Annotated in this window: 11 protein-coding genes; 3 read left to right on the forward strand and 8 right to left on the reverse strand. The window is 44.8% G+C overall.

Translation table 11 applies throughout. The annotated features are described in order from the left end of the window. Positions 1-53 precede the first annotated feature (53 nt). Positions 54-1,073 carry a DUF2804 domain-containing protein gene (locus ACSFXN_RS01950; protein ID WP_437149146.1) on the forward strand — a complete coding sequence of 340 codons (1,020 nt, stop codon included), beginning with the start codon at positions 54-56 and terminating at the stop codon, positions 1,071-1,073. An 846-nt stretch (positions 1,074-1,919) separates the two neighbouring features. Here ACSFXN_RS01950 and ACSFXN_RS01955 read toward each other — a convergent pair. Further along, complete coding sequence (locus ACSFXN_RS01955; protein ID WP_437148528.1) at positions 1,920-2,633, reverse strand: glycerophosphodiester phosphodiesterase; 714 nt, start codon at positions 2,631-2,633, stop codon at positions 1,920-1,922. An 11-nt stretch (positions 2,634-2,644) separates the two neighbouring features. Next, a complete protein-coding gene (gene kynA / locus ACSFXN_RS01960; protein ID WP_437148529.1) occupies positions 2,645-3,499 on the reverse strand; it encodes a tryptophan 2,3-dioxygenase in 855 nt (284 codons plus the stop codon). A gap of 148 nt (positions 3,500-3,647) precedes the next feature. Between kynA and ACSFXN_RS01965 the strand changes: the two genes are divergently transcribed. Next, complete coding sequence (locus ACSFXN_RS01965) at positions 3,648-4,157, forward strand: YusW family protein (RefSeq protein WP_437148530.1); 510 nt, start codon at positions 3,648-3,650, stop codon at positions 4,155-4,157. A gap of 42 nt (positions 4,158-4,199) precedes the next feature. Here ACSFXN_RS01965 and ACSFXN_RS01970 read toward each other — a convergent pair whose 3' ends face one another. Further along, on the reverse strand, positions 4,200-5,051 hold the full coding sequence (locus tag ACSFXN_RS01970; protein ID WP_437148531.1) for a GNAT family N-acetyltransferase: 852 nt from the start codon (positions 5,049-5,051) through the stop codon (positions 4,200-4,202). 144 nt (positions 5,052-5,195) lie between these two features. Here ACSFXN_RS01970 and ACSFXN_RS01975 point away from each other — a divergent pair, with 144 nt between their 5' ends. Beyond that, positions 5,196-6,248 (forward strand): acyltransferase family protein, encoded by a 1,053-nt coding sequence (locus tag ACSFXN_RS01975; protein ID WP_437148532.1) that lies wholly within the window; start codon positions 5,196-5,198, stop codon positions 6,246-6,248. A gap of 44 nt (positions 6,249-6,292) precedes the next feature. Here the strand turns inward: ACSFXN_RS01975 and ACSFXN_RS01980 are convergent, their stop codons facing one another. The 5 genes from ACSFXN_RS01980 to ACSFXN_RS02000 form a co-directional block, all read right to left on the reverse strand. Continuing rightward, positions 6,293-8,116 (reverse strand): ABC transporter ATP-binding protein, encoded by a 1,824-nt coding sequence (locus tag ACSFXN_RS01980; protein ID WP_437148533.1) that lies wholly within the window; start codon positions 8,114-8,116, stop codon positions 6,293-6,295. Further along, on the reverse strand, positions 8,109-9,836 hold the full coding sequence (locus tag ACSFXN_RS01985; protein ID WP_437148534.1) for an ABC transporter ATP-binding protein: 1,728 nt from the start codon (positions 9,834-9,836) through the stop codon (positions 8,109-8,111). Before ACSFXN_RS01985 ends, ACSFXN_RS01980 begins: the two co-directional genes overlap by 8 nt. 114 nt (positions 9,837-9,950) lie before the next feature. Further along, a complete protein-coding gene (locus tag ACSFXN_RS01990) occupies positions 9,951-10,886 on the reverse strand; it encodes a DMT family transporter (protein ID WP_437148535.1) in 936 nt (311 codons plus the stop codon). A gap of 44 nt (positions 10,887-10,930) precedes the next feature. Further along, entirely contained in the window at positions 10,931-11,992 is a 1,062-nt protein-coding gene (locus ACSFXN_RS01995) for a copper resistance D family protein (protein WP_437148536.1), read from the reverse strand. Beyond that, positions 11,989-12,537 carry a copper resistance CopC family protein gene (locus tag ACSFXN_RS02000; RefSeq protein ID WP_437148537.1) on the reverse strand — a complete coding sequence of 183 codons (549 nt, stop codon included), beginning with the start codon at positions 12,535-12,537 and terminating at the stop codon, positions 11,989-11,991. Before ACSFXN_RS02000 ends, ACSFXN_RS01995 begins: the two co-directional genes overlap by 4 nt. Positions 12,538-12,633: the final 96 nt, after the last annotated feature.

Raw genomic sequence — 12,633 nt, forward strand, 5'->3', positions numbered from 1 at the left:
TAACATGGTTGTTCTGCTACAATGGAAGTAGAATGATGAGCGAGGTGGATTTAATGCAGCATGTAGAACGAGAACTTACAGAACACGTAATGCTTTGTGATGCAAAAGGCCAATTAAATCCGGCAGCCATCGGATATGCACGCCAGCCTATCGTTGTCAGTAACCTTCGGGGAAACTTCATGAGAAAGAAAAAGTGGAATTATTGGTGCGTTTTTGGTGATGAAATCATGTTTTCTGCCACTATTTGCCATCTGGATTATGCAACAGTCTGTTTTGTCTATTTTTTAAATTATGAAACACAGCGGTTTCATGAAAAGACCTTGGTCGTACCTTTTACAAGGCAATTAAAATTATCGGATGAAGTACTAGATGCTTGCCATTTCCGCCACGGCGATATGAATATTCAAATAAGCTATAAACAGAACACGACACAGATGCAGGTAAGTATAGAGGACTTTGATGGGGAATCTCTTCATGCCTCCCTGGAAATCCAGCATCCAGAAGCCTATGATTCTCTCAATGTTGTGATCCCCTGGAATCGGCAGACCTTTCAATTTACCGGGAAACATCTTTCCCTTCCCACTTCAGGATATGTAAAAATCGGAAGCCAGCGTTTTGACTTCGAACCGGAAGACAGTTTTGCCGTGCTGGATTATGGCAGAGGAGTTTGGCCGCGTGAATCTTCCTGGAACTGGGCAGTAGCTTCGCAGCGTTCGTTGGGGAGATCGATTGGATTGAATTTAGGGGGCAAGTGGACAGACGGCACTGGCATGACGGAAAATGCCTTTTTCGTTAACGGGAAAATGACCAAAATCCATGAAGATGTGCTGTTTCACTATAATCGGGAAAATTATAAGGAACCATGGCTGATTCATACCAAATTCTCCGATGATGTGAAACTGACTTTCACCCCTTTTTTTGAACGGGTTTCTAAAACAGATATGAAACTGGTGAAATCTGAAGTCCATCAGCTTTTCGGCTATTATAATGGCTATGTCCGTTATCCGGATGGCAAAAAACTAAAAATCCTTCAAATGCTTGGAGCAATTGAAGAACATTATGCAAAATGGTAAAAGAGGCGCAAATTGCGCCTCTTTTTTGGTTGTTTAGAAAATAGAAAAATCATTTAATTGCTATCGCTTAACCGATACGCTTTTCCATGTCTCGAAGCTAGCGCAGCGATGCAAAGACAGAAACAGTACGTTTTCCTCCGCTGTTTAGCTCCATATCTGGAGAGAAGGAAAGAAGAATAAAGGGCTTTCTTATACAGTTACTGTTTTAAAGAACAACTAAAGAAAACAAAAAGAAGTTGAATGAAGCGTAAGGTCAGCTCGGAAACAAACGGCTGCAGAAGACCCTCTATTTTATAGTGACGAATATGATTTCCTTATTAAAAAAGCAAAGAACATCATCGTCGAACCTTACGACCGATTAAAAAAGCAACCCATTGGAAAACTCCATCAGATTGCAGTCATCGCCTGTGTCAATGAATTCATGAAAGTTGTATTTCACCTTATTCGATATGGACTTCTTCATCATTACGAATCCGACAAGGCTTTGTAAAACCATTTCTCTTTTACCAAATCACAGCCGGCCTGCTGAAAAAAATAGGAACCGGCAGGCTTTTGGCATGCCCCTTTTTGAGGGATTCGCCGTTGCTTGGAGTGCAGGTGTGCGACTCCTGCGGAATAGCGAGACGACCAAGACCCCGCAAGACGCAGAGCGGCTGAGGAGGCTTGGGCGCGAGCCCGCGGAAAGCGCGCGCCGGAACGGAAAGCAATCGCTTAAAAAACCTTACTTCGTCTGTTCTTTCAGGAAAAAGAGGAAACCATTTGACTGCAGATAAGAAAGCGTCCGCCTGGAGCGAAATGAAAAATAATGAGAGCTTCTCGACAATCTATACAAATGACGCCTTCACTTTACTTAAGCTCTTTCAGCATCCTTTCGGGATAATCGGTAAAGATTCCGTGGATGCCGATTTTTTGCAGTTCTTGTGCGTATTCCAGGCTGTTTACTGTCCATACATAAACAATGGAACCTTTCCGAAGTGCTTCAGTGGTCATTTTCCGATAGGCGGAAGGCAATGAAATGTGAAGCCGCTTTGTGCCAATGACGCGTGCGTAGTCGTAAATGTCTACATAAATTTGTGAAGTGATAATGGCAGACTTCGCATCGGTTTCATGGCAGACTTTCTGAACGTCTTCGTGATTGAAAGAAGAAATGATCATACGGTCAAGGAGCCCTCTTCTAGTAGCCAAGTTGATGACTTTGTCCACTAAGCCCACATAAGGGAATATATCTGACTTGATTTCAATGTTCAGGATATGATCGGTGTCCTGAAAGATTTCCAGCACTTCATCCAGCGTTGGAATGTATTCTCCGCTCCATTCTTCAGAAAACCAGGATCCAGCGTCATACTTCTGCAATTCCTCAAGCGTCAGATCTTTTACATAACCTTTGCCGTTCGTCGTCCTATTGATTCTTTCATCATGAATGACGACCATTTTTCCGTCCTTGGTCAATTGGACGTCGATTTCAATGCCGTCGATCGGCAATTCTGCAGCTGCGCGAAAAGCAGCCAATGTGTTTTCCGGATAGGTGCCTGAGCATCCTCTGTGTGCGTAAATCTTCATGACTTGTCCTCCTAAATATCTGTCCGCAGTTCCCAAAGTTCAGGGAAAAAATAGTGATCCAGCACTTTTTTCAAATAATGGACGCCTGAAGAGCCGCCTGTCCCCTGCCGGAAACCGATAATGCGTTCCACAGTTTTCATATGGCGGAATCGCCATTGCTGCAGGCAATCTTCAATGTCCACCAGCTTTTCTGCCAGCTGGTATAATTCCCAGTATTCGTCGGTGTTCTGGTAAACCGTTTTCCATGCAGTTTTTACACTGATGTTTGATTCATAGACTGTTGTAACATCTCGATCAAGTACGTCAGACTCGATATACAATCCGCTTCGTGCAAGTTTTTGGATAGCTGCATCATAAATACTTGGTTTATTGAACGCTAAAACAAGCTCTTTATGCAGCGCTGGCTCTTTTTCATAAATTTTTAGTACATGTTTAGTTTTATACCCTAAAGCGAACTCAATCATGCGGTATTGATAAGATTGAAATCCACTGGCATTTCCAAGGGTATCCCGGAACTTCAGATAATCTGCAGGAGTCATGGTTGCCAATACATCCCACGCTTGGATAATTTGCGATTGAATTTTTGATACCCTTGCCAATTGTTTAAAGGCAGGCTGCAGCTTGTCTTGGTTCACATGGCTGATTGCAGCGTCCAATTCATGCAAAATCAGTTTCATCCACAGCTCGGAAACTTGATGGATAATGATGAACAGCGCTTCGTCATGTTCTCCGCTCATACTGCTCTGGGCCGATAGCAACTGATCAAGTTGCAAATATTCCCCGTAAGTCATGCTTTGCTGAAAGTCTGTATGAATGCCTTTTTCAGAAGACGCTGCAATGTTTTGCCCATTTGTATAATCGTTCATATAAGCTGCTCCGTTCCGGCTCTCCTTTTTCTCCGCTCAGCTCAGTTCTCCGCTATGGTGCACACTTTCGACCACTGTCTACAACGATTAAAAACAAAGAAATCGGGAATACTGTCGGTAATGAATCTAATGCGAAAGGATGACTTCCATGACCTATAACAAAACATCTATACTGACGGCATTGCTGCTTTCTTCCGCTTTAGTTTTGTCGGCTTGCGGAGAAAGCGATGAAGTAAACGAACCGGTCGGCAATGAATCCCAAACTGATCCTGCACCTGGCCCAGGTGACGCTTCCCCTGGCGGCGGAACTGATGAAGAAAGTATTGGCGGCGACACGTTCGGCTTTACTGAATTCAGTGTCGATGTAGATTATCCCGATCAAGATGATGCTATCGATATCAGCTATGAGGAAGACCGCGACAATATAGAAGCCAGCTTCGAGAACAAATTAGAAAACCAGGATTTATCCGGAAATGATGCGATGGATGAAATCGAACCGGCTTTCCAGCAACTGGACTTATCCCCGGAGACAGCTGATGATGAAGCCATTAAACAAGTGGTAGGGGCATTCGGCATTGAAGCGGGCTACAATAACATTGAAATTGAAGTCCGTTTTTCTGACGGCACTGAAAAAGAATTTAAAGGAACAGGAAGTTGATTTCCTTCATACACGGCCATCTGCAGAAGCGGATGGTTTTTTCTATTCAGCAGCCGTGATTTTTCTCCAGTATGCCACTGTATTGACAGGTTCAAAACCAGCTTTTTCATATACCCGGAGTGCGTGGTTATCCGTTTCCACATCGAGCAGCACTTGTTGTTTGCCTTCTACAAACGCCAAATTGCGGCTCCAGGATAGAAAAGCCTGCCCATAGCCTTTCCCTTGCTGTTCAGGATGCACCGCAAAAGCCGTCACCCATAAAGCATCTTCTTCCGCAATCAGTGTAGCAGTTGCCACCAGATGCCCATCTTTCTTCATGACCCAGACGTCTCTTCCCGCTTCCTCCAGATTATGGGCAATCACCGGAATCACATCTTCATCAAAAGCTGCCCGCAGCAGAGATTCCAATTCTTCACGCTCTCCGTCAAAAGGCGCGACTGTTAAGCCGTCCGGCAAATCCAGCTCTTCCAAAGCCGTTACCCCCAACAGGATTTCTTTAAAATCAGCTTCATAGCCTAAACTTTTAAGAAATTCAGAGGCTCCCGGCTCTTCAATAAAAGCCGCCAGTTCCTCTTCAGCTTCCCGCTGCACGTGTCCGTGGTGAATGCCTTCTGCAAGCGCAGTTCCAATGGTTTGCCTCCGGTAATCCGGATGGACAATCGCCGACCATTCGTAATGGTGGAGGCCGACAATATCAACGGAAATTGCAAACCCTATTAATTGCCCTTCATCCGTATAGGCGACTACGGCAAAACCTCTGGCATCTGCACTTCCCCAGACCGGCTCCTGCAGCACCATACTGTAATCTTCCTGAAATAAAGTTAAAAAGTCTTTCATGTCTTTTATGGTTTCTGAATTCAGCGGAAATGACTCAATTGATAGAGAGATATTCATTTTCCACCATCCTTTCCGTTATTATTTTTATCCTAACATAAGAATACTGAATTAAACGAATTTTTACCGTTCTGTATCAACGGTTTAATCCTTGATTTCCTAGGATATACTGAGTTGATAAGTTTATTCTCGGAGGTCATTGTCTTGGCAAAAACGCGCTTAACCTGGGTCGACTCAGTAAAAGGTTTTCTGATGATTTTGGTGGTCATCGGACACTATTCCGGACCCATGATAACAGATTTCCCCCTTATAAAATACATATACTGGTTCCATATGCCGGCATTTTTTCTATTGAGTGGACTGTTTTTTAAACCCATCACAGATTCAAACGACTTAAAACCTGCCATTCACAAGCGATTTATGCAATTACTGGTCCCTTATCTTTTCTTCTTATTGCTGCTGGCAGCGATAAAATATGGCATCGCTATCGGAGAAGGCAGTTTTACAGCTTCTTTCCTAAGACAGGATTTAATCGATATGACGGTTGGAGGACGTTTTCTCCGCGGTGAACATGGTGTCTTTTGGTTTGTGACAGTCATGTTCGCCACCTATCTGCTCTTTTTATGGATTACCCGGTTCAAACGCTCCATTCAACTTGCCATTTTAGCAAGTTGTTATGTACTTGCCCAAATTGAAGGCACTTTTGCGATGACCTTAGCAAGCGAACCGGATGTGGCTTCCCAGCAAATCCCGATGATTTGGAATTTGGACGTGGCTTTAATTGCCGTCATTTACTATGCTATTGGCTATTACTTTAAGTCTTTTTGGATGAAAATCCCTAGAAATGCTATTCTAGCAGCAGCTGGAGTGGCAGCAACCGCCATGTTCGCGGATAAAGCCGGATGGATTGACTACCATCTGAGCATGAAATTTTTGCGCTATGACCATTTTTTATTAGATCTTGTTATTCCGATTGCTTTTACCATTCTAATCGTCGGCATTTTTCAGCAACTGGCTTCAATGGCGACTTTCCCTTGGCTAATGAAAATTGAAAAACACTCGATTTCCATTATGTACTTGCACATTCTGGTCGGCTTTTTTGTAAAAGAATTCCTGCCATTTAATTTACTCACATACACGCTTCTTGGTTTGATGGTGCCGATCGCTTTATCGATTCTTATCCCTAAAACAATTCCACTTGGTGAAATTCTATTAGGGCGCTTTAAACCAAGAGCCCCTATGCAAACCCATCCATAAAAAAAGGCTGATCCGAAAAAACGGATCAGCCTTTTTACATCTAGTTATAATTTGGCATCTGCCAGCATATTGGCATATAGGCCGCGTGTATTTATTAACTGCTGCTGTGTTCCGTATTCCACCAGTTCCCCCATCTCCATGACCAGGACCAAATCAGCTTGCCGCACGGTATTCAAGCGATGGGCAATGACAAAACTCGTGCGCCCCGCCATCAGGCGCTCCAGAGCTTCCTGAATTTTGAGTTCCGTGACCGTATCAATGCTGCTCGTCGCTTCGTCCAGCAGCAAAATGACCGGATCGGCCACCAAAGCGCGGGCAATCGACAATAATTGCTTTTGGCCCTGGCTGATCATGGAACCGTCCCCTTTCAAGACCGTATCGTAGCCATCAGGCAGTTTAACGATGAAATCATGGGCATTCGCTTTTTTCGCGGCTTCGATAATTTCCTCATCTGAAGCATTCAGGCGGCCATAGCGGATATTCTCCCAAACCGTCGCTTCAAACAGAAAAGGATCCTGCAGCACAAATGCAATTTGCTTGCGCAGCGTTTCACGCGGCATTTCAGCGATTGGCGTGCTGTCAATCCGTATTTCACCTTCATTGGCATCATAAAAACGCGCGAGCAGCTGCATGATTGTCGTTTTCCCGGCCCCTGTGGCGCCGACAAGAGCGGCAGTCTGGCCGATTCCCACAGTAAAACTGACATTGCGGATCGTCCAATCTTCTTCCGCACCTTCGTATTTGAATGATACATCTTCGAATTCGACATAGCCCTGGAGCTCTTTATCCGCATTTTGGACTTCATCGTCTTTTTCCTCGGTTTCTCCCATGATGGAAAAAACGCGCTCTGCTCCTGCAATCGCGGATAATACCGTATTGAACTGGTTCGCCAAATCATTGAGCGGCCGGGTAAATTGGCGGGCATATTCCGTGAAGATGACGATGACCCCTATAGTGATTTCACCGTTCAATGCCAGAATCCCGCCTGCACCCGCGACAATTGCAAAACTTGCGTTGTTCAGGAAGTTCATGACTTTAGGAATAAATCCGGAATAAGTCCACGCCCAAAACCCTGTTCTCCGAAGGCGTTCGCTTTTGACGAGAAACTCTTCCATGACCCGCGGCTCCTGGGAAAATGCTTTAATGATTTTCTGGCCGGAAATGGTTTCTTCAATCAAACCGTTAAGTTCACCGATCGCCTGCTGCTGTTCTTTATACAGCCTGCCTGTTCTTTTCGTGATCCATTGCATGGCAATGTACATAAGCGGGATGATGAGCAACGTCAGCACAGTCAGCAATGGACTGAGCATCAGCATGACAATCACCGTGCCCGTCAGCGTCAAGACACTTGAGAAAACCTGGATAAATGAACTGTTCAATGTCGTAGAGACGTTTTCAATATCATTGGTCATCCGGCTCATTAATTCTCCGTGCTGCCGCTTATCAAAGAAAGACACCGGCAACCGCTGCATATGCTGAAATAAGGCTGTACGCATACGGTAAATCACTTGCTGGGCAATACCGACCATCCAATAGTTCTGCAAATAAAGCGATATGGAATGGCCGATATAGACCACAATAAGCCACAACACAATCGGCCCCATTCCCTCGAATTTTTGCGGCACGATATAGGCATCAATAATATGGCCGATTAAATAAGGGCCAAGGAGTGCGAGCGCCGAACTGACAAATACAAGCGACAATACCGTGATCAATAGCAAACGGTGCTCATCCACCAGTTTCCAGATACGCAGCAGCGTGGACTTCCAGTTTTCCGCCCGCTCCGTTTTCTTGGAAGCACCTTTTGCCAGATCCTCTTTTTTAATGACCGGTTCATAACCGAAAGGCCGGCGGATTGCATCAAACATACTCGTCCACCTCCTCCTCTTGTTGCGACATCGCAATTTGTTTATATAATTCTGAGCTTTCCAGAAGCTGTTCGTGAGTTCCATATGCCGATATTTCTCCTTCTTCAAGGAGCAGAATACGATCCGCTTTTAATGCGGTGCGAATTTTCTGGGTTACGATAAGCATCGTCGCTTTTTCGTGCTCCAGTTCTTCCCATAATGCTGCTTCTGTTTTTACGTCAAGTGCACTCGTGCTATCATCCAGAATCAAAATCGATGGCTTCCGGACAAGCGCCCGCGCAATCGACAGCCGCTGCTTTTGGCCGCCTGATAAGTTGACGCCTTTTTGGCCAACACGGGTGCTGTAGCCTTTCGGAAATCTCACGACAGTATCATGGATCTGTGCTTTTACAGCTGCGCCCGCCAGCTCTTCCTGCAGCGCCTGTTCTTTGCCCCATGACAGGTTATCGGAAATCGTCCCTGTAAACAGCAATGATTGCTGAGGGACAACGCCGATCGTTTTTCTGAGCGACCGCAATGACCATTCCTTTACATCACGGCCATGGATATAGACAGTGCCTTCTGTTGCGTCATAAAACCGCGGAATGAGCTGGAGCAGTGAAGATTTTCCTGAACCCGTCGCTCCCATGATAGCCAATTTTTCATTAGGCTTCATTTTAAAAGAGATATTTTTCAGAACTTTTTGGCTCGTCCCCGAATAAGTGAACGAAACATTTTCGAATACCACTTCTCCTTGGCGAACCGCCTTTTCTTCCCCTATTTCTTCTTTTTCACGGACATCTTCTGCCAGCAGCACTTCTTCAATCCGTCCGGAAGAAGCTTTCGACCTTGCATAAGCCATGATGATAAACGAAAACATTGAAAAAGCTCCCGTCATGCGCATGGCATAGTTCACTATGGCCACAAGCTCCCCAATTTGGGCTCCGCCTTGCCGGATCTCATTAGCTCCGAACCAGATGACTCCCAATAAAGCCAAGTTCATTCCAAATAATAAGACCGGCAAAATGATTTCCATGACGCGGAACGCTTTGACAGTATCCACTTTTAATGACACGGCCACTTCTGAAAAACGGCTGGCTTCGTATTTGCCGCGCAAATACGCTTTGATCAGCCGCACCGCTTGCAGGTTTTCCTGAATCATTCGATTTAGGCGGTCAAGGCGCCGCTGGACAAAACTAAAATACGTCACGCCTTTTCTGACCATGACATATAAAAAAATCAGCAGAAATGGGAAGACAATCACCAAGTAAAACGCCAGTTTGGCATTTACCAAGAGTGCCATAATCATGCTTCCGATTACCAGTAGCGGCGCACGCAGCATAATGCGAAGCCCCATGAACAGCACTTGCTGCACCATCGTGACATCGCTTGTTAAGCGCGTTATCAAACCGGATGCCGGAAACTTGTTGAAAGTGGCAATTGAAAACGATTGGATGCGCCCATAGAGAGCTTTGCGCAAATCAAAAGAAAAGCTCTGCGATACATGCGCGGCATAATAAGAATTAATAATTCCAGCTCCAAAAGCAACTGCCGATAATGCCATCAGGATAAATCCATACTGGATAATTTGGTCCCGGTTTCCAGCGATGATGCCATCGTCGATAATCTTCGCAATAACCAATGGTTGCATCAGCTCAACCGTCAATTCCAGTAGCATAAAAGCCAAAGCGATTCCAATCAGCAACTTATACGGCTTGGCGTAAGAAAAAACAGTTTTCACCCGGTTAACCCCCTAAACATTTCGAAACACGAATCTTTTATGTTGACTATTATGCCACAATTCTCTGACAACAGATAGCAATAATCTCTGGAAAATATAAAAAAAGCAGCACCTTCATAAGGTACTGCGTGCCGAGTATTCAGCTTTCTTTTTTTTCGGTTTTAAATTTCCGGCTAAAGACAGCCAAGTAACAAAAACAAGCATGATCAAAGCTCCTGCCAGTTGGACAGGCGCCAGCATCTGATGAAACCAGAAAACAGAAATCACCATGGCTGTCAAAGGTTCAAGAGAAGACAGGATGCTTGTTTCAATAGGAGAGATAAAACGCATGCTGCTCAAGAATAAAACAAAAGCCACTGTCCCAATCACAATAATGGCTGCCATTGCCAGAACTGCCCGGCCATCAAGGAATTTCTCCCATTCGTTTGAAAGAAAAATCGGATCGACTATCCCTAAAAATGCTCCGCCAAACAGCATCGACCAGCCGACGACAAGCAGCACGCCCCATTCCTGCATCAACCGTGCCGGATACAAGGTATAGAATGCAAACGTCAAACCGACAAGCAGCCCCCAGAACAACGCTTCTCCGCTAATGATCAATTTATCCGGCTGCCCATTCGTCAACAGCAGAAACAAGCCGATCAGCGTTCCAGCCATACCTGTAATCTGATAAAAGGGAGGCAGCTTTTTCTGCCGCAACGAAACAAATAAAATGATGTAAATTGGTGCCAAAAATTGGAGCAGCGTCGCAACGACCGCGTCACTTGCTTCAATTGCTGCTACAAATGAGTACTGGACAGCAAGCATGCCGAAGACAGAGAAAATCAGCAGCGGACGAATCCAAACCTTGTCCCTGAAAATTGAAGTAATCGGGATATTTTTTAATTTTAAAAATCCAAGCAGCAGCAGCCCGGCAAGTACCAGCCGGACCGTGGACAGGAATGATGCAGAAAAGCCGAAGGTTGCCAGTGACCACTCCATCAATGGACCTGTCGCACCCCAAAGCATGGCACCGCTTATAATCATGGCAACCCCTTTAATACGCCCCATCGAACCTTTCCTTTCTCCAACTGGCAATCTATTCTTTGCTATTGTTAAAATGCAATATTCAACATTAACCCGGCATATACCGCGCCTACAAAAATCAGTCCGAAAATGAATGACAGCCAAAGCGGCAATTGTTTTTTATAGCCCAGCACCATCATGGCTAAACACATGATGCCTATAACCATCAACAAGATGCCGTTCATCGAAACAGACCATGCTCCATTAATCGGGATGAACTGAGGGCCTTTCAACAGCTCGATCAGTGGAGCAGGACCTTCTGACCGAAATGTATTATTGATATCATGCGGCGGTGCTTGCTTGCTCATAAAAGCGGTAAAAACAAAAACCAGCAAAATCAATAAAAATTCCACTTTCAGCCAAGCTCGATCATAACTTCCTTTTCGATTCAAAAATCCGTTGATCCATGCAGCAGCCAAAACGGGAATGATGACTAGATGCTTCAGCAACAGCAGCTGGCCATAAGGCAGTATCCATGACCTCACATAATCTTCAGGTTCTACAAAAAACAGCATTATGAAGATTCCGCTGATTATTAGCATGGCTACACAAGCTAATGCAAAAGGTGTGAACCAGGAAATGAAACGGCGCCAGTTCGAGCCGTCTTGTGCAAACCACGCCACATGGAGCAATACACCAATCCATAGCGACATGGCTAAAAAATGAAGGGAATGGCTGATAAAGCCGCCCCATAAATTCAAAGTGGAAACATGGCTGAAAAAACCGACGATCAAGACTAGGATTCCCGTATAATACAAGCGCATATGCACGGATCCGCTGTAATACACAGTCAGCCCGAGAAGCACACAAAACAACAAAGTCAACACCCAGCCGTTTCCAACACGGTAGTCGATCATTACACGAAACAAGGTGCTGAACCAGCTCTCTCCATTATTCAAAAAAACGGTTAACTTAATTACCGGTGCAAGTGAAAATAAGGCAATGCCGGCGACACTCAAAAGCCGCATAACATTGGATTCCTGGATTACCGGCTTATGCGTCTTTGGTACAAACCCTAAAACCACTGAACCGATGATATACGAAAATGCAATATACAACAAGACATCGGAAAGCGCCGTAAAAAAAATCATGCTTTTTTCTTAAGAAGCTTATAAACACCGAATCCCACTAAAATAGCAGCGGCAACAAGCAAAATGGTGGACAGTGGGTTGCCTTCCTCTTGGCCGCTTTCAGCAGTTCCCGTCGCTTCCGGGCTTTCTGTTTGCTCTTCAATTACAGGTTCTTCTTCAGTGGGATTATTTTCAGCAGGCGGTTCTTCTGCAGCAGCTTCAGCAGTTAAATTAAAAGGAACTTCGCCTTCAATCGGATGGCCGTCTTCTCCGATGATATCCCAGCCTATGATGTATTGGCCGTTCGGCAGTTCTTCACTGATTGCACCGGTCATGGTATTTTCAGAAATTACGATATCTTCTATAGGATAAGATTGATCCGGCCCTTTCAGTGTCATCGTACTTCCTTCTTCAATGACTGTGCCAAAAACCAGCTCTAGTTCCTGGGGCGGTGTTTGAAGGACTTCCCCTTCAGCAGGATTGGATGAAATCAGCGTAGTATGGGCTTGTACAGAAAGCGGCAGCATAGCTAATATTAATAATGAAATAATTGTAATTTTCTTCATTTTTATTCCCTCTTCTTTCATTTCTCTCATAATTTTCTTTTTTTCTTCCACCATTCTCTCATGGCTGTTAGAATAAACATAGTGAATGTATCGTGA

Source organism: Planococcus sp. 1R117A (assembly GCF_051417975.1).
In the GTDB taxonomy this organism is placed as follows: Bacteria; Bacillota; Bacilli; order Bacillales_A; family Planococcaceae; genus Planococcus; species Planococcus shenhongbingii.